The organism is Bradyrhizobium japonicum USDA 6, from assembly GCF_000284375.1.
GTDB lineage: Bacteria > Pseudomonadota > Alphaproteobacteria > Rhizobiales > Xanthobacteraceae > Bradyrhizobium > Bradyrhizobium japonicum.
In genome coordinates, this window is the sequence record NC_017249.1 from 947,667 (window position 1) to 968,771 (window position 21,105).

The following is a 21,105-nucleotide window of genomic DNA, read 5'->3' on the forward strand; positions in this document are numbered from 1 at the left end:
GTCTCGAAAGTCAGACAGGCGGCGATCCAGACGCCAGCCCGAACTTGGCGAGCTTCTTGTAGAATGTCGCGCGCGAGATGCGCAGCATCCGCGCGGCTTCCGAGATCTGGCCGTTGCTGGCGGCGAGCGCATGCTCGAGCGTCTGCTTCTCGAACTCCGCCTCGGCTTCGGCATAGGGGACGACTGAGCCGGTCATCTGCGGTGCCGGTCCGGGGCCGGCCTCCGCGCTGACCGGCAGGATGTGAACGAAATCGTCGCCGGTCAGGCGCCCGGAATCGCTCAGGATCAGCGCACGTTCCAGAATGTTGCGGAGCTCGCGGACGTTGCCGGGCCAGTCGTAGCGCGCGAGCGCCGACAATCCGCTCGGCGTGATCCTGGCATTGAGGAAGTCGCCGGAGGCGCTGATGTCCTCGATCAGCCGCGCGCAGATGTCCGGCAAGTCGTCGAGGCATTTTCTCAGAGGCGGCAGGTCGATCGAGAGCACGTTGAGGCGGTAGTAGAGATCGGCGCGGAAGGCGCCGTCGCTGACGCGCTTGCGCAAATCCACATTGGTCGCGGCAATGACGCGCACGTCGACCCTGCTGATCTTGTCCGAGCCGAGCGGCTCGATCTCGCGCTCCTGCAGCACGCGCAACAGCTTGGCCTGCAGTTGCAGCGGCATCTCGCCGATCTCGTCGAGGAACAGCGTGCCGCCATCGGCGATCCGGAACTTGCCCTCGCGCCCCCTGCGGTCGGCGCCGGTATAGGCGCCAGGCGCAGTGCCGAAGAACTCGGACTCGATCAGCGTTTCCGGGATCGCCGCGACGTTGACGCTGACGAACGGTCTTTCCGCGCGCGAGGACGCATTGTGGATCGCCTGCGCCAGCAGCTCCTTGCCGGTGCCGGTCTCGCCGGTGAGCAGCACGGTCACGCTCTGCCGTGCCGCGCGCTTGGCGAACTCCTTGGCCTGCGCGATCGCCGGTGTCGTGCCGACGAAATCGGCAAGGGTGAAGCGCGCCGCGCGGGCGTTGGACAATTGCCGCCGCGCCAGCCGCAGATCGCTCTCGAGCTGGGTGACGCGGGCGAGCAGCGGCTTCAGGCTCTCGAGATGATCGTAGAGCACGAAGCCGATTGCGCCGATGACGTTGCGGTCCTCGTCCTCGATCGGCATGCGCGTCACCACGAGCTGCTCGCCGCCGAGCTCCATGATGTCGAGCAGGATCGGCTCGCCGCTCTCGGCGACGTTCCGCATCAGGCTGTTCGGGATGATCTCTTCGATCGGCCGGCCGATCGCTTCGGTGGTGTGCTTGAGGCCCAGCGAGGCCAGATATTTCTCGTTGACGTAGATCACCCGCCCGCCGCGGTCGATCGCGATCGCGCCCTCGCACAGATGCTCCAGCCGCTCGAACAGCGTCACCATGGCCCGCGCGCGGACATAGGTGGGATCGGTGACGTCGGGAGAGGGTGGTGACATGGCGCGCCTCGGGGAGGTCCGCCTGTTTCTTACCAAAAGTGCAGCAATTTCAAAGGGGGAATTGGGGGCGAGCCCGCCCTCACCACGGTCATGCCCCGGCTCGACCGGGGCATCCAGTACGCCGCGGCCTCTCGATTCAACAATAACTGTCTCTGGAATACTGGGTCGCCCGGTCAAGCCGGGCGACGACATCGAGATTGGAGCGGCGCTTGTGTCCCTACCGCCGGTACCCGCTCGCCCGCGAATAGCCCTGGCGGTTCTGCTGCGTCGGGCGGGCGGAGACGCTGGCGCGGGATTCGCTGGAGGCGGGGGTGGCGAGCTTGAGCTCCTCCAGGAAGATCGGCCGGGCGAAATAATAGCCTTGCGCGTAGCGGATCTTGGTCGCGGCCTGGAGATAGGCCAGCTCCTCGTAGGATTCGAGGCCTTCGGCGATCACGGTCATGCCGAGCGCTTCGCTCAGGGATTCGATCGCGCGCAGGATGCCCTGGCTGCGCGGACGCTTATGGATGTCGGTGATGAACGAGCGGTCGATCTTGATCTCGTCGGCGGTGATGTCGGCGAGCGCCGAGAGCGAGGAATAGCCGGTGCCGAAATCGTCGATGGAGATGCCGACGCCGAGCTTGCGGAACATCGGCAGGATCTCGGCCTGGAAATGATTCTTGGCGACGAAGGCCTCTTCCGTCAGCTCGATCATGAAGCGCCGCGGAAAGCCGGTCTCGTCCAGCGCCCGCGCGAAACTGCGCATGAATTCGGGGTTGCCGGCCTGCTTGGCGGCGACGTTGATGCTGATGGTCGCTTCCGCGCCGAAGCTGTCGTTGATCAGGTCGATCGACTTGACGATCTCGGCGAGCACGAGATGGGTGAGCTCGTCGATCAGTCCCAATTCGCCGGCAAGGTTGATGAACGAGCCCGGCGCCTGGATCACGCCCTCGTCGTCGCGCAGGCGCACCAATGCCTCGATGCCGGTCACGGCCTGGGTGCGGATGTCGACCTTGGACTGGAACGCGCAGCAGAAGCGCTTTTCGAGGATGGCGAGCCGCAGCGACTGCTCGATCTTCATCCGCGCCAGCGCCTCGCGCTCCATGCTGGCGTCGAAGAAGGCCGCCGAGCCCTTGCCGCTGTTCTTGATGCGGTACATCGCGATGTCGGCGTTCTGGCGCAGCGTCTCGAAGCTGCGGCCGTGGTCGGGATAGAGGCTGACGCCGACGGAGGTGGAGGCGAAGACCTCGGAATTGTCGATGAAGAACGGTGCGGTCAGCCGCTCCAGCGTCGCTTGCATGAATTCGGCGACTTCCTCCTGGCTCTGGATCGGGGAGAGCAGCAGCAGGAATTCGTCGCCGGAGATGCGCGACAGCATGTCGGAATCGCGCAGGTCGCGCCCCAGCCGCTTCGACAGCTCGACCAGCAGCGCGTCGCCGACGGCGTGGCCGTAATAGTCGTTGATGTGCTTGAAATTGTCGACGTCGAGAAAGGCGAGCGCGAACCGCTCGCCTTTGCCGTCGCGCGCGAGCAGACCGCCGGCGCGATGCTCGATCACGCGTCGCGAGGGCAGGCCGGTCAGCTCGTCGAAATAGGCCGAGCGGAACAGCTGGTCCTCGAAATTCTTCTGTTCGGTGATGTCGGAGGACGCCGAGATCAGCAGCTCGCGTCCGGCGACGCGGACGGGGCGATGGGTGGTCAGCAGCACCTGGCGTGCAGCTCCGTCGTGGAGCGCTTCCTCGGAGATGACCGCCTGGCCGGACCTCAGTGCCCGCTGGCAGGCTTCCCGGCGCGGCGTCAGATCGGGCGACGGACGGCTGCCGTCCATGCCGAGCTGGGCGGCCGCGACATCGTTAACCAGGAGAAGCTCGCCCTGCGCATCCTGCACGGTCAGACCGGCCGGCAGCATTCTAACGATTTCCTTGAGAAATCCGAGTTCGGCTTCACTCGCGCCGGAATATCTGTTGTCGTTCATAGAAGTCATGAATCTTGTTGTTTCAGCGCGCCTTTGCAATGGACGCGATCTTGCGCAGTTCCCGCTTAGGTTTGGTTAAGGGGTACGGAGAAATACGGGGGTGTTTTGCGGCGATGCGACGCGCCCGACCCATCGTCATTAACGGGGCGTCAACGCGCGCAGCGAAACTGCGAGCGGGGCGCGCGTCGCCTGCGCTCGTGTCGCGTCTAACCGTTCTGCGGGATGCGGCATTGCATGATGCAATGCAGGCCGGTCTTGAGATACGAGACCTCGGACTTGCCGTCGAAAGCCGACAGCGCCGACTTCAGCAGCTTGGTGCCGAAGCCGGGCTCGGAGACCTTGTCGATGCTCGGGCCCTCGGTTTCGTCCCAGGTGACGGTCAGACGGTCGCCGCTGACGGTCCACGACACCTGCAATAATCCGCGCGGCGCGGAGAACGCGCCATATTTACCCGCGTTGGTGGCGAGTTCGTGAAACATCAGCGACAGCGTGACGGCGAGCTTCGGCGGCAGGAACAGCCGGTCGCCGTTGAGCGTGAAGCGGACATGGCCGTAAGGTCCGAGCTCCGCGATCAGGAGATCGCGGATATCGCAGCCGCCCTTGTCGATCCGCGAGATCAGATCGTCGGTTGCGGCCAGCGACCTTAGCCGCGGATCGATCCGGGCCCAGACCTGCGGCTGGTCGTGCAGCACCTGGTGCAGCACCGCGTGCGCGGTCGACAGCTTGTTCTTCAGCCGGTGCTGGAGCTCGTCGACCAGCAGCTTGCGATAGTCTTCTTCCTCGATCAGGCGTTTGGAAATCCGGCGCTGCTCCGCCAGCATCGCGCGATAATGCTCGACGCCCCAGATGGTGAGTGCGGAGACGCCCCAATAAAGGGTCAGCAAGGTGAACCTGGAGCGATCGGCAAGAGCGTCGCTGAAATTGACGACAACGCCGAGCACGCCGCCGACCAGCGCGGTGATGATGCCGATCCGCAAGCCGCCGAATGCGGCGGCAAAGAACACGGCCGGAAAGTACGGGGTGAAGTAGACGTCGGGCCGCACATGCGCGAGACCCCAGCGCGCGACCGTCGCAACCAGCAGGCAGGCGACCGCGAAGCCGAGGCTCAGAGCGAGCGATGGCGGCGCCACGCCCTGCCAGCCCTTGCGGAATTCGTCGATCAGCTTCTCCATGCCCGGCCCGGTTGCGCTATGCGCGCGTAAATCGAGAAAGGAGCGGGAATGTTACGCATGTCGCATGCACAAGCAAAGCTTGCCTTGTCGCGGACCGGCAGGAATAGTGACTGTCGCGGCGCCGAGATCGATCGGCGTCCGTCATTTGGCGTCAGATCATTCGAAAACAGGAACATTCCATGGGCAGGCTGGATGGCAAGGTTGCGGTGATTACGGGCGCGACGAGCGGGATCGGCTTGCGTACCGCGGAAGTCTTCGTTGCCGAAGGTGCCAAAATTGTGATCGCGGGGCGGCGCATAGCGGAAGGCGAGGCGCTGGCGAAGCAGCTCGGGGCCGCCTGCATCTTTCGCCAGACCGACGTTACGGTCGAAGCGCAGATGCAGGCGCTGATCGCGCTCTCGGTGGAGAAGTTCGGCCGGATCGACTGCCTGTTCAACAATGCCGGCGGCCCGGCGCAGACCGGGGGCATCGAAGGCCTCGATGTCGAGCGGTTCGACGCGGCGATGGCGACCCTGGTGCGCAGCGTCATGCTCGGCATGAAGCATGCCGCGCCCGTCATGAAGAAGCAGGGTTCTGGCAGCATCATCAACAATGGCAGCATCGCAGGCCGTCTCGCCGGCTTTTCCTCCTCGGTCGTCTACGGTGCGGCCAAGGCGGCGGTGATCCATCTCACCAAATGCGTGGCGATGGAGCTCGGCGAATCCAACGTGCGCGTCAACTCGATCTCGCCCGGCGCGATCGCGACCGGCATTTTCGGCAAGGCGCTGGGGCTCACGACCGATGCGGCGGAGGCGACGCCGGCCGTGATGCGCGAGGTCTTCAAGACCGCACAGCCGATCCCGCGCGCGGGCCTCCCCGATGACATCGCGCAGGCCGCGGTGTTTCTGGCGAGCGACGAATCCAGCTTCGTCAACGGCCACGATCTCGTCGTCGACGGCGCCGTCACCGGCGGCCGCAACTGGAGCCAGCAGCAGCAGGGCTACGTCGCCATGCGCAAGGCGTTCGATCAGGGGGCGTAGAAGGCCAATTATTTGCTGTCATTCCGGGGCGCACGAAGTGCGAGCCCGGAATCTCGAGATTCCGGGTTCGATGCATTGCATCGCCCCGGAATGACGGCGGTGCCTAAACCGCCTTAACCCGCACCCTCAACCCATCCCGCGGCTTCGGGATCGGCCACATCTGCCATTCCGGCTTGTAGCCCGGCTCCAGCGACACCTCGATGTTCTGCAGGAAGTGCCGCGCGAAGCATTTTGCCTGCATGTAGGCGAAGTGCAGGCCGAGGCACATATGCGCGCCGCCGCCGAACGGCACCCAGGCGAAGCGATGCCGGTTGCGCTGGGCTTCCTCGGTGAAGCGCAAGGGATCGAAGCGATCCGGCTCCGGCCAGATGTCCTTCATGTGGTGGGTGTAGAGCGGATTGACGCCGACGGCGGTGCCGGCCGGAATCGTAAAACCCTTGAAGGTGAAATCGCGCATCGCGCGGCGCGGCATCGACGGCACCGGCGGCTTGATCCGCAAGGCCTCCTTGAACGCCATCTCCGACAGCGGCATTTTCTCGAGGTCGTCGAAGCTGCTCGGCGAACCCGGTGCGAGCCCGAGCGCAAGAACTTCTGCGCGCAGCCTGTCCTGCCAGTCCGGATTGGCGGCGAGCTCGCCGATGAAGGAGGTCAGCGACGAGGTCAGCGTGTCGTGCGCCGCCATCATCAGGAAGCTCATATGGTCGATGATGTCCTGCTCGGAGAGCAGGGCGCCATCCTCGTGGGTGGCGCGGCAGAGCTGCGAGAACAGATCGTCGCCGCCGTGATTGCCGCGTCGCAGCGGGATCTGCTCGCGGAAATAGGCGACGATGCGCTTGCGGCCCTTCACGCCGGCCGCCATCTGCGTGCCCGGCAGCGGCCGGCGGATCGGGGCGACGGCGGCCGCGACCATGTCGACGAAGGCGCGGTTGATCTCGTCGACCTCCGGCCCGATATCGGCGCCGAGGAACGACGCCGCCGCGAGGTCGAGCGTGAGCTGCTTCATCGCCGGATAGAGCTTCATCTCGCCAGGCTTCGCCTTCCACTGCGCGACGCGCGCGGCAATGCCGCGATCGAGATCGCTCAGGTACGACTTCATCGGCCCCGACTTGAACGCGACCGACAGCGCCTTGCGATGCAGACGGTGCTCGTCGAAATCGAGCAGCATCAGGCCGCGCGGAAACAACAGGCCGAGCACCTTGTTCCAGCCATGGGTCGAGGAGAACAGCTTCTGCTGGTCGAACAGCACGAGCTCGTTGGCCTCGGGGCCGAGCAGCACGACATTGGTCTCGCCGAAAATATGGGTGCGGTAGACCGGGCCGTATTTGGCGCCGTTCGCCTCGACATGTCCCTTGGGGTCGGCGAGCACCTGAAAGGTCTTGCCGATGATCGGCCAGCCTTCGTCGCCGGGGATGTGCGTCAGCTCGTTGCGCTTGGGGGCGATGAACGGAAGCGCAGGGGCGACATTCTGCATCGACATGACGATTGCTCCGGTTGACCGACCGAAAAGCCGCGCGAACACAGATAACTACGGCCCGCGCCAGCTGACCAGGGTCAGCATAGCACAGGCCGGTATGTCTTTCTTGTGAACGTCGTTACAAGCGTAATTCCGACGGGCCTACCGCTTCGCCGCTTCCTTCTGCAAATCCGGGGCGTTGACGGCGGGAATGGCGACGCGGCCGGCGCCGGTCACCTTCAGGGCCTCTGCGGCCTTCTCGTTCTCCATGATCTTCGCCATCACGGCCTGCCCGGCGCGTTCGAAGATCGCGCGATTCTCGATCACGAACTTTTGCGACTTGCGCAGTCCGTCGATATAGCCGTTGATCTCCGGCACGACGTAGCGCGCCACCAGGTCCCAGCTCCGGCGGGTATTTTCGGGATTGGCCCAATCGTGGACGAAGCCGATCACGGCGCCGACGCCGCCCGACACCTGCATCACGTTCTTGATCATCTTGACGAGGTCGTCGGGCGTGCCGATGACGGAGGCCGCGCCGTCGACGAAAGCGGTCTTGTCCACGGCCTCGTCGGGCGAGGCGAATGCGGTCAGGCCCGGCCGCTGCAGCGTGCCGACATTATATTCGTTGTGCCAGCGCATCAGGCCGGCGCCGGCTTCGCGGCGGGCCTGCTCGCGGGTCTCGGCGAGGTGCCAGGTCAGCAGCACGCGCCAGTTCGCCCGATCCACCTTGGTGCCGTGCTTCTTGGCGGCGTCCTCGGCGAACTGCCATTGCTGCTGCAGGGACATCAACCCCTGCGTCGTCATCGAGCCCAGCGAGATGATGCCGATGCCGTATTTGCCGGCGAGCGTCATGCCCGAGGGCGAGATCTGCGAGGCCACCACGAACGGCATCTCCTCCTGCAAGGGCAGGATCTGGAGCGCGGCGTCGTTCATGGTGAACCAGTCGCTCTTCGCGGTGACGCGCTCGCCGTTGAACAGGCGGCGGATCACGCCGATGGCCTCGTCCTGGCGGTCGCGCTGCGTCATCGGGTCGATGCCGAGCGTGTGCGCGTCCGACGCCAGCGCGCCGGGGCCGGAGCCGAAAATGGCGCGGCCGCCGGTCATGTGGTCGAGCTGCACCATGCGCTGGGCGACGTTGAAGGGATGATGATAGGGCAGCGACACCACGCCGGTGCCGAGCTTGATCCGCTTGGTGCGCTCGCCGGCCGCGGCCAGAAACATCTCGGGCGAGGCGATCATCTCCCAGCCGGAGGAATGATGCTCACCGCACCAGAACTCGTCATAACCGAGCGCGTCGAGTTGCTCGACCAGGTCGAGATCGCGCCGGAACTGGAGCATCGGATGCTCCCCGATCGGGTGATGCGGGGCAAGGAAGGCTCCGAACTTCAGGCGCGCCATGGCGTTCTCTCCGGCTGAATTTTCTGTTTGTTGAGGCGATGAGGCTACGTGCTGGCGATAGCGAACGCAATCGCGCGGTGTCCCGCGCGGCGGAATGCAGGCATGCGCAGCGAAGACCGCTCTCTTCTCCTTCTCCCGATTCTTGCGTGCAGACGCTTCCACACCGTCATGGCCGGGCTTCTCCCGGCCATCCACGACCTTTGCGGCGCTACGAAGAACGTGGATGCCCGGGACAAGCCCAGGCATGACGAGAAGACGGCGAGGAGAACATCACCGCGTCATCCTGTTCCACGCATCCAGCCCGGCGATCTTGTACGCCTCCGCCAGCGTCGGATAGTTGAACGTGTTCTGGATGAAATAGTCGATGGTGCCTTTGAGGTTCAGCACGGCCTGGCCGATATGGATCAGCTCGGTGGCGCCTTCGCCGAGGATGTGCACGCCGAGCAGCCGGCGCGTCTTGGTCGAGAAGATCATCTTCATCATGCCGCTGTTCAGCCCCATGATGTGGCCGCGGGAGGTCTCGCGGAAGCGTGCGATGCCGACCTCGTAGGGAATGCCGCGCGTGCGCACCTCTTCCTCGGTGAGCCCTGCGGTCGATATCTCCGGCACCGAATAGATGCCGTAGGGGAAGAACTCCGGCGGCGCAAGCGGCTCCATCCCGAGCGCGTGGCAGGCGGCGACGCGTCCCTGCTCCATCGAGGTGGAAGCAAGGCTCGGAAAGCCGATCACGTCACCGGCGGCGTAGATGTGCGGCACGCTGGTCTGCAAGGTCACGGGATCGACGGAGATGCGGCCGCGATGATCGACGACGATGCCGGCGGCCTCCAAGTTGAGGCGGTCGGTCGCGCCGACGCGGCCGGCCGCGAACAGCAGCATTTCCGTGGTGACGTGCCGCCCGTCCGACAAATGCGTAACGATGCCGCCCTGCGCAGTCTTCTCGATCGAGTTGACCTTGGCGCCGAGCCGCAGCGCGACGTTGCGGTCGCGCAGCTCGTGCACGAACTCGTCGATCAATTCCTTGTCGATGAAATCGAGGAAGGTCGGCCGCGGTTCGATCAGGGTCACCGGCACGTCGAGCGCGCTGAAGATGGTGGCGTATTCGACGCCGATTACGCCGGCGCCGATCACAGCCAGGCTGCGCGGCAGCTTTGGCAGCTCGATGATTTCGTCGCTGTCGAGCACGGTGGTGCCGTCGAACGGCACGTAGTCGGGGCGGAACGGGCGCGTGCCGCAGGCGATCAGGATGAAGGCGGCCGACACCAGCTTCACTTCGCCGATGGCGCTGGTGATCTCCACTTCGTGCGGTGAGACCAGCCGCGCCTCGCCATTGGCGGTGCGCACCAGATTGCGACTGAACTGATGCTCCAGCACCTCGACCTCATGGTCGAGCGTCTTCTGCAGACGGATCATCAGGTCGCTCGCCGCGATGTCCTGCTTCACCTTGTAGGAGCGACCGTAAAAGCCGCGCTCGCGCCAGCCGGAGAGATTGAGCACGGTCTCGCGCAGGGTCTTTGAAGGAATCGTCCCGGTATGGACCGAGACGCCGCCGACCCGCCGGCCCTTCTCCACCACCAGCACGGCCTTGCCGAGCTTGGCACATTGCACCGCGGCTCGGCGCCCCGACGGGCCCGAGCCGATCACCACCATGTCGTAGTCGTACATCCGGAAGACTTCCGAGCCCGCAAAATCAGCGGGAATTGCCATGCAGCAATCGGGCCAAAGCGGCAAGGGGAAAGCAAGTCCTACCTCGGAGGTAATCGCGCCAATGACGCTGATCTGCGAGTCTTACGCGCAAATAAATCGCTGAAAGCTCGCGCGAAAATGCATCAAACCGTCACAAAACAAGTCGATTCGTCGCGCCGCTGGGCCGTGCTGGCGATCGTCGTCGCTGCTCAATTCATGTTCGGCGTCGACGCCTTCATCGTGAACGTCGCCATCCCGACCATCGCGGTCGATCTGCATGCGACGCCGGCGCAGATCGAATCCGTCATCGCGATCTATCTGATCGCCTACGCCACGCTGGTCGTCACCGGCGGCCGCCTCGGTGACATCCACGGCACGAAGAATGTCTTCCTTGCCGGCGTGCTCGGTTTCACGGTGACCTCGCTGTGGTGCGGGTTGGCGCAATCGGGTGCGGAGCTGATCATCGCACGGCTGGCCCAGGGCGCGACTGCAGCGCTGATGGTGCCGCAGGTGCTGGCGACGCTGCATCTGCTGTTCACCGACGAACAGCGCAGCCGCGCTTTCGCCATCTACGGCATCGTGCTCGGGCTTGCGGGCGCCGCGGGCTTCCTGCTCGGTGGTCTCCTGGTCACGATCGACCTCGCCGGTACCGGCTGGCGCTCGGTGTTCTTCGTCAACGTGCCCTGCGGGCTCGTCATTGCGGCCGCCGCCTGGCGCATCATGCCGTCAGTGCCGCGCCGGGCCGGCACGCGGCTCGATATCAACGGGAGCATGGTGCTGTTCGCGGGGCTGTTGTGCCTGATCGGACCGCTGCTGTTCGGTCACGATGTCGGCTGGGCGCCGTGGCTATGGGTCGTGATGGCGAGCGGCGGCGCGATCCTCGTCGCCTTCTTGAAGCTCGAGCATGCGGTGGCGCGTGCCGGCGGCATGCCGCTGATCGATCTGACGCTGCTGTCCGACGCAGCCTTCCTGCGCGGGCTCGGCGCGGCGTTCTTTTTCTTCGTCGCCAATCTCTCGTTCTATCTCGTCATGACGCTGTTCATGCAGCGCGGGCTGAAGATACCGCCGCTCGCAGCCGGCATGGCCTTCATTCCGCTCGCGCTGGCTTTCGTGGTCGCATCGCGTCACAGCGGCGCGCGGGCGCGCCATCGCGGGACCAAGGTGTTGATCGAAGGCTGCATGTTGCAGATCGCGGGCCTCGCGGCACTCGCGCTGGTCACGGGCTATATCGATGCGCCGGCACCGATCCTGCTCGCACTCGTCATGATCATCTTCGGCTACGGGCAGGGGCTGGTGATGGCGCCGCTATCCGGTGTGGTGCTCTCGACGGTGAAGCCTGTCGCGGCAGGCTCGGCGTCCGGCATGTACGGCACGACGGCGCAGATCGGAAATGCGGCCGGAGTGGCCGCAATCGGCGCGGCATTCTTCGCGGTTGAAGCGTTGCAATCGGCGCGCGCAGGCTTCTTCGTTTCGCTCGCCGCGTTTGCGGCGTTAATCACGATCTGCGCCGCATTTCTGGCGTGGATGCGCCGCGTCTCTGCACGAAGTTGAGGCATTGCGGTTAATTCATGCGGATTCATGCGGATTCCTGCGGATTTTTGCGTGATTTCGGGTGATAGACAGCACACGGGCTTTTTATTTTGCGCCGCAGCAACTATTTGGTTTGGGTGAACGTTGAACGTCGCCTGCCAGGAGTTGCCGTGTCGCTTGCCAAAAATCTCGCTCTCTTGAGACATCTCCCAAAGGTGGATGGTCTGCGCCTTGCCGAATTCGGCCGGAGCGCGGACGTGTCCAGCCCGTTGGAAGAAGTCACGGGCTTCGGCGACAATCCCGGAAACCTGCGCATGTTCGCGTTCGTGCCGGTGCAGCTCCAGAAGCCGCGCGCGCTCGTCGTCGTGCTGCATGGCTGCGGCCAGACCGCCGCTGCGTACGATCTCGGCGCGGGATGGTCGACGCTCGCGAGGCATTACGGCTTCGCGCTGGTGATGCCCGAGCAGCAGCGCGTCAACAACGGCAACACCTGCTTCAACTGGTTCAATCCGGAAGACACTGCGCGGGACGGCGGCGAGGCGCGGTCGATCCGCGAGATGATCGCGCATATGGCCGAAGCGCACCGCATCGATCCCAGGCGCGTCTTCATCACCGGTCTCTCCGCCGGCGGCGGCATGACGTCGGTGATGCTCGCGACCTATCCGGAAGTTTTTGCGGCCGGTGCGATCATCGCTGGACTTCCCTACGGCATCGCGTCGAATTTGCGCGAGGCGCTCGACGGCATGTTTCATTCGCCGGAGCGGCCGGAGCGCGAACTCGGCGACTTCGTGCGGCGGGCCTCGAACCATCGCGGGCCGTGGCCGAAGATCTCGGTGTGGCACGGCAGCGCCGACCGCACCGTCAATCCGGGCAACGCCAGCGAGATCGTCAAGCAGTGGCTCGATTTGCACGACCTGCCGGCCGTGCCGATGGCGGAGACCATTGTCGATGGCTATCCGCGCCAGGCCTGGTGGAACAAGGACGGCGAAACGCTGGTCGAGTCCTACGCCATCACCGACATGGCCCACGGCACGCCGCTCGGCCTCGCCGACAATGATCAGCGTTACGGCATCGAAGGCGCGTTCCTGATCGAGGCCGGTATTTCCTCGTCGTACCACATCGCAAAATTCTTCGGCCTCACCGGCTGGATTCCGGGCGCGGCCGGGAAGCAGGCCGGGCCCGGGGCGTCGAAGCCGGCGCCTTCACCCGCACCGCATCTCGCCCGCTCGATCCGTGCCGCCGTCGCCGAAGAGCCGGCCGAGCCGAAGCGCGAGGCGGCTCGCGGCTTCGATCTCGGCCAGATCATCACGCGCGCACTCACCGCGGCGGGATTGATGAAGTAGCCCCCACTGTCGTCCCGGGGCGCGACGTAGTCGCGGGCCGGGAATGACGGCTACGCCGTCTGATCGATCCATTCGATCGGCGCCACCGTCACCTCGCCGCCCGCGACCTTCCGCGTCATCTCCTGATAGGCCTTGAAGAAGTCGCGCGATTGCAGCGCTTTTTGCGCGGCCTCGTCGGTGACGCTGGCGAGGTGGAAGTAGTTGCCGTCGTCGCGGTTCTTCAGGACCCGATAGCCGATCCGCCCCTTCAACTCCGGATCGCCGTCGATCGCCTTGATGAAGCGGCCGATCTCCTGGTGCCAGGCTTCCGTCGTGCCGCTTTTGAATTCGTACCTGATCATGAAGTGCTTCATGTGACGCTCCCTGTTCGTCATGTGCGCCATCATCTGCGCCTTGCGGGCGATCCTGCAAGTATGGACAAATTTGATAGTATGGACTTTTTCGGCGTCGCTCCTATCCTTATCGCATAGCGTTTTCGAGCGAAGTGGATGCCGGTTCGCGTAAAGAAAACGCGTCAAGACAAGAATGGCTGGCTGCGCATGGAGGAGACGACATGGCAAGGGCAAACCCGGCGCGCACCTGTCCGGTTGCGGCCTTTCAGAAGATGATCAGCGGCAAGTACAAGCTCCGCATCGTCTGGGACCTCAGGGACGGCCCGCGCCGCTATGGCGAGATCAGGAGCGGCCTGTTGCGCGGCGCGGCCGGCAGCGCCGAGATCACCCCGCGCGTGCTCAGCCGCGAATTGAAGGCGCTGACCCAAAGCGGCCTGATCGACCGCAAGGATTTTGGCGAGGTGCCGCCGAAGGTCGAGTATCGCCTGACGCGCAAGGGCAAGAGCTTCGTGCCGGTCGTCGCCGCGATCCGGCAATGGGGCGAGCGCAACCTCAGTGAGACGGCGGCGTTGGCGGAGGCCGCCGAGTAACGCTCACATCTCGCCGGTGATGAACGGATTGGTCATCCGTTCCTGGCCGATGCTCGAGCCGGCGCCGTGGCCGCAGATGAAGCCGACGTCGTCGCCGAGCGGCAGGAGCTTGGTCTTGATCGAATTGATCAGCGTGGCGTGACTGCCGCCGGGCAGGTCGGTGCGCCCGACCGAGCCGGCGAACAGCACGTCGCCGACATGGGCAAAGCGCAGGTCCTTGTTGAAGAACACCACGCTGCCGGGCGAGTGGCCCGGGCAGTGCAGAATGTCGAACTGCAGGCCGCCGATCGACACGCTGTCGCCCTCGTCGAGCCAGCGGTCGGGCTCGAAATTGCGCACCTCCGTCATGCCGAAGCGCGCGCCGCTCTCGACCACGTTGTCGAGCAGGAATTTATCCGCGACATGCGGCCCCTCGATCGGCACCTTCAGCGCATCGCGCAATTCGGCCGCGCCGCCGACATGGTCGATATGGCCGTGCGTCAGCCAGATCTTCTCCACGGTGACGCCGGTCTGCTTGATCGCGTCCAGGATCTTCGGCACGTCCCCGCCGGGGTCGATCACCACGGCCCTCTTGCCGGGCTCGTCCCAGATGATGGTGCAGTTCTGCTCGAACAGCGTCACGGGGACGATGATCGCGCCGGCCTTGGCTTGAGTATCATTTTGCTCGGTCATGGGCCTCACAATGCCGATTTTTGCCATGCCGCCAAGCAAAAGATTCGTGCCTCGCCCGGGAACAGCCGCACCCGCCGTCACACGGCCGTCCCAATTCGCTTGCTGGTTTGAACCGCGGCGTTGTTCCGCGTTCGCTCGCGCGAGACGCGGATTTTTGGGTGGGTTTTCCGGCATGGCTCAAGGCGGCGACAATTGGTGGCGCGACGGCATCTTCTATCAGATCTACCCGCGCTCCTTTCAGGACTCAGACGGTGACGGCATCGGCGATCTCGCCGGCATTCTGCGGCGGCTGCCTTACGTGAAATCGCTCGGCGTCGACGCGATCTGGCTGTCGCCGATCTTTCCCTCGCCGATGGCCGATTTCGGCTACGACATCTCCGACTATACCGGCATCGATCCGCTGTTCGGCACGATGGAGGATTTCGATGCGTTGCTCGCGGCAGCGCATGACAACGGGTTGAAGCTGATCCTCGACCTCGTGCCCAACCACACATCAAGCCAGCACCCCTGGTTCGTCGAGAGCCGGTCCTCGCGCGACAACCCCAAACGCGACTGGTACGTCTGGCGCGATCCGGCCGCCGATGGCGGTGTCCCGAACAACTGGCTGTCCGAATTCGGCGGCAGCGCCTGGCAGTTCGACGAGACGACAGGTCAATATTACTACCACGCCTTCCTTGCCGAGCAGCCGGACCTCAACTGGCGCAATCCGGATGTCCGCGCGGCGATCTACGACGCGATGCGGTTCTGGCTGGAGAAGGGCGTCGACGGCTTCCGCGTCGACGTGATCTGGCACCTGATCAAGGATGCCGAATTCCGCGACAACCCGCCGAACCCGCATTACGTCGAGGGCCGGCCGCCGAACGAGAGGATCCTGACGCAATACTCCACCGACCAGCCGGAGGTGCACGACGTCATCGCCGAGATGCGGCGCGTCACGGATGCGTATCGCGACCGCGTGCTGATCGGCGAGATCTATCTGCCGCTGCACCGGCTGATGGCCTATTACGGCAACGATCTCACCGGCGCGCAGATGCCGTTCAACTTCGCGCTGCTCTCGACGTTCTGGAGCGCGCGCTCGATCGAGACAATCGTCGAGGATTACGAGGAGGCGCTGCCGAAGGGCGCCTGGCCGAACTGGGTGCTCGGCAATCACGACCGTCCGCGCGTCGCAAGCCGCATCGGGCCGGAGCAGGCCCGCGTCGCCGCCATGCTGCTGCTGACGCTGCGCGGTACGCCGACGCTCTATTACGGCGACGAGATCGGCATGCACCAGCTGGCGATCGCACCGGAGGACGTGCGCGATCCCTTCGAGAAGAATGTGCCCGGCATCGGCGTCGGTCGCGACGGCTGCCGTACGCCGATGCAGTGGGATGCGTCGCCGGCCGGCGGCTTCTCCGGCGTCAGGCCCTGGCTGCCGTTGCCGGAGGACCATATCCACTGGAACGTCGCCAATCTCGAAGCCGATTCGCGTTCGATCCTCAGCCTGTACAGGCGGCTGATTGCCTTGCGGAAGGCATCTCCGGCGCTGGTCGCGGGCGACTACCATCCGATAGCCGCGCAAGGCGATCTGCTGGTCTATCGCCGCGAGGCCGAGGGCACCGCGATGATCGTCGTGCTCAATCTCGGGCCCGACCCGATCGCCGTGACCACCAGCGCGATCCGTTTCGGCAGCGAGATCTTGCTGTCGACGTTTCTGGATCGCGAGGGCGAGAGGCTCGAAGGCGTGCTGGACCTGCGCGGCAACGAGGGCGTGGTGGTGATGCAGCCACACATCTAGCCGTCGTCCCGGACAGCGGTGGAGGGGATCGTCGACGCTCTCTCCTCGTCATTGCGAGCGTAGCGAAGCAATCCAGACTGTTGCCGCGGAAGGATTCCGGATTGCTTCGCTGCGCTCGCAATGACGATTGTGGAAATGGCGGAGCAAACTAGCGCGTCTCGATATCACTCCGCTTCAACAGATAATCCAGCCCGCCGACCCGGTACCAGCGATAGCCATAGGGCTCCAGCACGACGCGATGCTGGCCGCGCTTGTCGGCGTGGCTGTGATCCTCCGCGAGCAGGTTGATCAGGCGCGCGCCGGCGTCACCGGGCAGTCCCGCCGAGAACGCGATCTCGCGCGGCTTCTCATCCAGATTGTGCACGAACAGCACGGAATTGTTGCGCCAGTCGTAGCGCATGATGAACATGGCGGGATCGCGCGTCGGAATGATCGCGAAGTCGCCCCAGCCGATCTCGGGCACCTCCTTGCGCATGCGGACGATGCGCTCGGTCCAGTTCAGCATGGAATTGGGATCGCGCCGCTGTTTCGCGACATTGACGTGCTCGTAGCCGTAGGGGCCCGTGTCGATGACCGGGCATGCGGGCTTGTTGCTCTTGGTGAAGCCGCCATGCGGCTCGGTCGACCATTGCATCGGCGTGCGCGCGCAATTGCGCTCGGGGAGCGCGAGATCGTCGCCCATCGCGATCTCGTCGCCGTAGCGGATGACGGGCGTCCCCGGCAGCGTGCACATCAGGCTGTAGGCGAGCTCGAGCCGCCTTCGGTCGCCGCCGACCATCGGCGCGAAGCGGCGGCGAATGCCGCGATCGTAGAGCTGCATGTCCTTGTCGGGACCGAAGCGCTTGAACACCATGTCGCGCTGTGCCTTGGTCAGCCGCCCGAGATCGAGTTCGTCGTGATTGCGCAGGAACAGGCCCCATTGCGCGCTGGCCGGCCGCGGCCTGGTCGCCTTCAGTGCCTTCGCCAGCGGACGCGAGTCGCCCGATGCCAGCGCATAGAACAGATGCTGGTTGACGTGGAAGTTGAACATCATGTGCATGCGGTCGCCGTCGCGGCCGAAATATTCCATGTCCGTCTCAGGCCGCACGTTGGCTTCGGCGAGGATGATGGCGTCGCCCTGCCGCCATTGCAGGAATTCGCGGAACGCGCGCAGCATGTCGTACTGCTCGACCGGCTTCTTCACCTTTGCGCCCTTGGTGGCGATCACGAACGGAACGGCGTCCATGCGGAAGCCGGACACGCCGAGCTGGATCCAGAAGCCCATGATCTTCAGGATCTCGGCCTGCACATGCGGGTTCGAGGTGTTGAGATCGGGCTGGAAATCGTAGAAGCGGTGGAAGAACCAGGCGCCGGCTTCCTTGTCGCGCGTCCAGGTCGATTTTTGCACGCCGGGAAACACCATGCCCTTGTTGGCGCCGGCCGGCTTCTTGTCCGACCAGACGTACCAGTCGCGGTAGGGCGAATTCTTGTCGCGTCGCGCCTCCTTGAACCAGTGGTGCTGGTCGGAGGTGTGGTTGACGACGAGGTCGATGATGACGCGGATGCCGCGCTGCTTGCAGCCATGGGTGAATTCGACGAAATCGCCGAGCGTGCCGTAGCGGGCATCGACGCTGTAATAGTCGGCGATGTCGTAGCCGTCGTCGCGGCCCGGCGAGGTCTGGAACGGCATCAGCCAGATCGTGGTGATGCCGAGCCCGTGCAAATAGTCGAGCCGCCGCAGCAGGCCCTTGAAGTCGCCGACGCCGTCGCCGTTGGCATCCATATAGGTGCCGACGGAGAGGCAGTAGATCACGCCGTTCTTGTACCAGAGATCGTCGATCATGCGCGAGCCGCCTCGATGCTCCGCCGAGGGTAGCGGCGGCTGCGTGATAAGTGCGTGGGGGAGGGGAGGTTCCGTGTGCGCCTCATAGCTCGCGCTGCGCGCGCCCCGGAATGACGGGTGGAATGGAATCGGCTAAGCTCCCCCTCATGGACAGCACCGCCCGCAACATCGCCCTGGTTCCGCCGCCCGACCGCCGCCAGTCCGAGACGGCGCTGGCGATCGCGCGCGGCACGGCGCGGCTGCTGCGCTCGCTCGGCTTTACCTGCATCAGCGAACTGCCGCTGCCGTCGGGCCGGCGCGCCGATCTGGTGGCGCTCAACGAGCGCGGCGAGATCTGGATCGTGGAGATCAAATCGTCGGTCGAGGATTTGCGTGCCGACCAGAAATGGCACGAATACCGCGCCCATTGCGACCGGCTGTTCTTCGCCTTCACGCAGGATCTGCCGTGCGAGATCTTCCCGCAAGACACCGGCCTGATCATTGCGGACGCCTATGGCGCGCACATGCAGTGCGAGGCGCCCGAGCACAAGATCGCCGCCGCCACGCGCAAGCAGATGACGGTGCGTTTCGCGATGGCGGCAGCGCTCCGGATCAACCGTCTGGTCGACCCGCAGGGCCACGCGGATTTTTGGGAGTAGGCCGTCTCGTGTCCCGGACGCGCTGCAGCGTGCAACGCTGCTGCGCAGAGCCGGGGCACGAGAGCCGTAGGGTGGGCAAAGCGACTTGTCCGCCGTAGCTCGAAGAGCGAAGGCGGAAGCGTGCCCACCATTTCAACCAACCACGATTGAAGCAGGGACGGTGGGCACGGCGCTGCACGCCTTTGCCCACCCTACGAGACCGTTACCGCGGCGCGCGCTTGGCCAGAATCCGCTGCAACGTACGACGGTGCATGTTCAGCCGCCGCGCCGTTTCCGAAACGTTGCGGTTGCACATCTCGTAGATGCGCTGGATGTGCTCCCAGCGGACGCGGTCGGCGGACATCGGGTTGGTCGGCAACTCGGATTTCTCCGAGCTGGTCGAGAGCAGCGCGGCGACGACGTCGTCGGCATCCGCGGGCTTCGACAGATAATCGATCGCACCCATCTTCACGGCAGTCACGGCGGTGGCGATGTTGCCATAGCCGGTCAGCACGATGGCGCGGGCTTCGGGGCGCTTCTTCTTCAGCGCGGAGACGACGTCGAGACCATTGCCGTCGCCGAGCCGCAGATCCACCACGGCGAATGCGGGCGCGGCCTTGCCGATCTGCGCAAGGCCATCCGAGACGGTGTCACACGACGTCACCGCAAAGCCACGGGTCTCCATCGCGCGCGACAACCGCTCCAGGAACGGCTTGTCGTCCTCCACGATGAGAAGCGAGCGGTCGGTCTGTTCGTTCAGTTCGGCGATGGCGTTCAAGGTGTTGTCCTCTCTCTGCACATCTACATATGGCGTCGCAATCAGGCAGTGCCAAGGCCGCAAATAGTCGATCGGGCCTCTCGTGCGACGCAAGGTCGCGGCCTATCCTATTGTTTCTTCGAGCGTCTCGATAGTCTCAAAACGCTCTCTCGGCCAATTGATGTGAACCACTGCACCGTGTTCCGGAAAGGTCCGGTTGGTAAACGAGACCTTGGCCCCGGTGCGTTCCAGCAAGGTGCGCGCGATGAACACGCCGAGCCCGAGCCCACGCCGCTCGCCGCCGCCGTCATCCAGATTGCGCCGCCGCGACAAATAGGGCTCGCCGATCCGGTTAAGGATGTCGGGCGGAATGCCCGGGCCGTCGTCGGAGATCACGAGCTCGATCGTGTCCTTGTTCCACCATGCATTCACCTCGACGGTGGTGCGGGCGAAATCGACCGCGTTCTCGATGATGTTGCCGACGCCGTAGAGGATCGCCGGGTTGCGCGAGCCGATCGGCTCGGCGAAGGCCGCCACCGCGATCCGCACCTTGATGTCGACGCCGAAATCGCGGTGCGGGGCCACCACCTCCTCGATCAGCTCCGACATTTTCATGCGGTCGAACGGCGCGCCTTCGGAGGAAAGCTGGGTGATCTTGCTCAAGATGTCGCGGCAGCGCTGGGTCTGCTCGCGCAGGGTTTTCAGGTCGGCGGCGAAGCTCGGGTCCTTCACCGTCTTTTCCAGCTCGCGCGAGATCAGGAAGATGGTCGCGAGCGGCGTGCCTAGCTCGTGCGCGGCTGCCGCAGCCAGGCCGTCGAGCTGGGTCAGATGCTGCTCGCGAGTCAGCACCAGCTCGGTCGCAGCCAGCGCGTCGGCGAGCTTGCGCGCCTCCTCCGTCACCTGGAACGAGTAGAGGCTGGTGACGCCGATCGCGAGCACGATCGAGAGCCAGATGCCGATGAGATAGATCGGCGGCAGCACCAGGGGATCGTCGGAATCCCAGGGCAGCGGCAGATGGAAGAAGAACAGGACCGAGGCACAGGCCACCGCGAGCAGGCCGAGGCCGAAGGTGAGGCGGGCCGGCAGCGCCGTGGCCGAGATCAGCACGGGCGCGAGGAACAGGAACGAGAACGGGTTCTGCAGTCCGCCGGTGAAGAACAAGAGCCCCGCCAGCTCCACGATGTTCAGCGCGAGCAGTCCGGCCGCCTGCATCGGCTTCAGCCGTTGCAGCGGATTGGACACGGTCTGGAGCGCCAGGTTGAGCGCCGCCGACAGCGCGATGATGCTGACGCAGGGGACGATCTCGACGTTGAACTCCAGCCCCTGCGCCACGATGAAGATCGCGGCGAGCTGGCCGAGCACCGCCAGCCAGCGCAGCCGCAGGATCGTGTCCAGGCGGATATGCCGCTGTTCGTGGCGGAAGTCGGTATCGGCGGTCTCAGTCATCTCGGCCAATGTGGCGGTGCCTTCTCGGTCACAAACGCGGGGCTCGCGGAACCACCCGGATTACAAGCCTTGCGCTATCCGCTGCAA

The 21,105-nt window shown here is 64.9% G+C and carries 17 protein-coding genes; 6 read left to right on the top strand and 11 right to left on the bottom strand.

The window, feature by feature from the left end:
- Positions 1 to 10: 10 nt before the first annotated feature.
- The 3 genes from BJ6T_RS04390 to BJ6T_RS04400 form a co-directional block, all read right to left on the bottom strand.
- Entirely contained in the window at positions 11 to 1,453 is a 1,443-nt protein-coding gene (locus BJ6T_RS04390; protein WP_014491079.1) for a sigma-54 interaction domain-containing protein, read from the bottom strand.
- A gap of 217 nt (positions 1,454 to 1,670) precedes the next feature.
- Positions 1,671 to 3,407, bottom strand: coding sequence for a putative bifunctional diguanylate cyclase/phosphodiesterase (locus BJ6T_RS04395; protein ID WP_014491080.1), 1,737 nt, complete (start codon positions 3,405 to 3,407; stop codon positions 1,671 to 1,673).
- 206 nt (positions 3,408 to 3,613) lie between these two features.
- Positions 3,614 to 4,579: a sensor histidine kinase gene (locus BJ6T_RS04400; protein WP_014491081.1), complete on the bottom strand. Its 966-nt coding sequence runs from the start codon at positions 4,577 to 4,579 to the stop codon at positions 3,614 to 3,616.
- 179 nt (positions 4,580 to 4,758) lie between these two features.
- Between BJ6T_RS04400 and BJ6T_RS04405 the strand changes: the two genes are divergently transcribed.
- Positions 4,759 to 5,598, top strand: a complete 840-nt coding sequence (locus BJ6T_RS04405; RefSeq protein WP_014491082.1) for an SDR family NAD(P)-dependent oxidoreductase — start codon at positions 4,759 to 4,761, stop codon at positions 5,596 to 5,598.
- 103 nt (positions 5,599 to 5,701) lie between these two features.
- Here BJ6T_RS04405 and BJ6T_RS04410 read toward each other — a convergent pair whose 3' ends face one another.
- The 3 genes from BJ6T_RS04410 to sthA all read right to left on the bottom strand — a co-directional run bounded on the left by BJ6T_RS04410 (position 5,702) and on the right by sthA (position 10,111).
- Positions 5,702 to 7,075: a cytochrome P450 gene (locus tag BJ6T_RS04410; RefSeq protein ID WP_014491083.1), complete on the bottom strand. Its 1,374-nt coding sequence runs from the start codon at positions 7,073 to 7,075 to the stop codon at positions 5,702 to 5,704.
- 138 nt (positions 7,076 to 7,213) lie between these two features.
- Positions 7,214 to 8,449, bottom strand: a complete 1,236-nt coding sequence (locus tag BJ6T_RS04415; protein WP_014491084.1) for an LLM class flavin-dependent oxidoreductase — start codon at positions 8,447 to 8,449, stop codon at positions 7,214 to 7,216.
- A 270-nt stretch (positions 8,450 to 8,719) separates the two neighbouring features.
- Positions 8,720 to 10,111 (bottom strand): Si-specific NAD(P)(+) transhydrogenase, encoded by a 1,392-nt coding sequence (gene sthA / locus BJ6T_RS04420; RefSeq protein WP_014491085.1) that lies wholly within the window; start codon positions 10,109 to 10,111, stop codon positions 8,720 to 8,722.
- Positions 10,112 to 10,270: 159 nt separating this feature from the next.
- Between sthA and BJ6T_RS04425 the strand changes: the two genes are divergently transcribed.
- Positions 10,271 to 11,683 (top strand): MFS transporter, encoded by a 1,413-nt coding sequence (locus tag BJ6T_RS04425; RefSeq protein WP_014491086.1) that lies wholly within the window; start codon positions 10,271 to 10,273, stop codon positions 11,681 to 11,683.
- 149 nt (positions 11,684 to 11,832) lie between these two features.
- On the top strand, positions 11,833 to 13,005 hold the full coding sequence (locus BJ6T_RS04430) for an extracellular catalytic domain type 1 short-chain-length polyhydroxyalkanoate depolymerase (protein WP_014491087.1): 1,173 nt from the start codon (positions 11,833 to 11,835) through the stop codon (positions 13,003 to 13,005).
- Positions 13,006 to 13,055: 50 nt separating this feature from the next.
- Here BJ6T_RS04430 and BJ6T_RS04435 read toward each other — a convergent pair whose 3' ends face one another.
- Positions 13,056 to 13,358 (bottom strand): hypothetical protein, encoded by a 303-nt coding sequence (locus BJ6T_RS04435; RefSeq protein WP_014491088.1) that lies wholly within the window; start codon positions 13,356 to 13,358, stop codon positions 13,056 to 13,058.
- A gap of 200 nt (positions 13,359 to 13,558) precedes the next feature.
- Here BJ6T_RS04435 and BJ6T_RS04440 point away from each other — a divergent pair, with 200 nt between their 5' ends.
- A complete protein-coding gene (locus BJ6T_RS04440) occupies positions 13,559 to 13,927 on the top strand; it encodes a winged helix-turn-helix transcriptional regulator (protein WP_014491089.1) in 369 nt (122 codons plus the stop codon).
- Positions 13,928 to 13,930: 3 nt separating this feature from the next.
- Here BJ6T_RS04440 and BJ6T_RS04445 read toward each other — a convergent pair whose 3' ends face one another.
- A complete protein-coding gene (locus tag BJ6T_RS04445) occupies positions 13,931 to 14,599 on the bottom strand; it encodes an MBL fold metallo-hydrolase (RefSeq protein ID WP_014491090.1) in 669 nt (222 codons plus the stop codon).
- A gap of 172 nt (positions 14,600 to 14,771) precedes the next feature.
- Between BJ6T_RS04445 and BJ6T_RS04450 the strand changes: the two genes are divergently transcribed.
- Entirely contained in the window at positions 14,772 to 16,376 is a 1,605-nt protein-coding gene (locus BJ6T_RS04450; RefSeq protein ID WP_014491091.1) for an alpha-amylase family glycosyl hydrolase, read from the top strand.
- Positions 16,377 to 16,524: 148 nt separating this feature from the next.
- Here BJ6T_RS04450 and BJ6T_RS04455 read toward each other — a convergent pair whose 3' ends face one another.
- Complete coding sequence (locus BJ6T_RS04455) at positions 16,525 to 18,198, bottom strand: alpha-amylase family protein (protein ID WP_014491092.1); 1,674 nt, start codon at positions 18,196 to 18,198, stop codon at positions 16,525 to 16,527.
- A 146-nt stretch (positions 18,199 to 18,344) separates the two neighbouring features.
- Between BJ6T_RS04455 and BJ6T_RS04460 the strand changes: the two genes are divergently transcribed.
- Positions 18,345 to 18,836: an MmcB family DNA repair protein gene (locus tag BJ6T_RS04460; protein ID WP_028170389.1), complete on the top strand. Its 492-nt coding sequence runs from the start codon at positions 18,345 to 18,347 to the stop codon at positions 18,834 to 18,836.
- Positions 18,837 to 19,038: 202 nt separating this feature from the next.
- Here BJ6T_RS04460 and BJ6T_RS04465 read toward each other — a convergent pair whose 3' ends face one another.
- Together BJ6T_RS04465 and BJ6T_RS04470 are read right to left on the bottom strand one after the other, a co-directional pair.
- A complete protein-coding gene (locus BJ6T_RS04465; protein WP_014491094.1) occupies positions 19,039 to 19,593 on the bottom strand; it encodes an ActR/PrrA/RegA family redox response regulator transcription factor in 555 nt (184 codons plus the stop codon).
- A gap of 102 nt (positions 19,594 to 19,695) precedes the next feature.
- Entirely contained in the window at positions 19,696 to 21,018 is a 1,323-nt protein-coding gene (locus tag BJ6T_RS04470) for an ActS/PrrB/RegB family redox-sensitive histidine kinase (RefSeq protein WP_028170388.1), read from the bottom strand.
- Between the last annotated feature and the right edge of the window lie 87 nt (positions 21,019 to 21,105).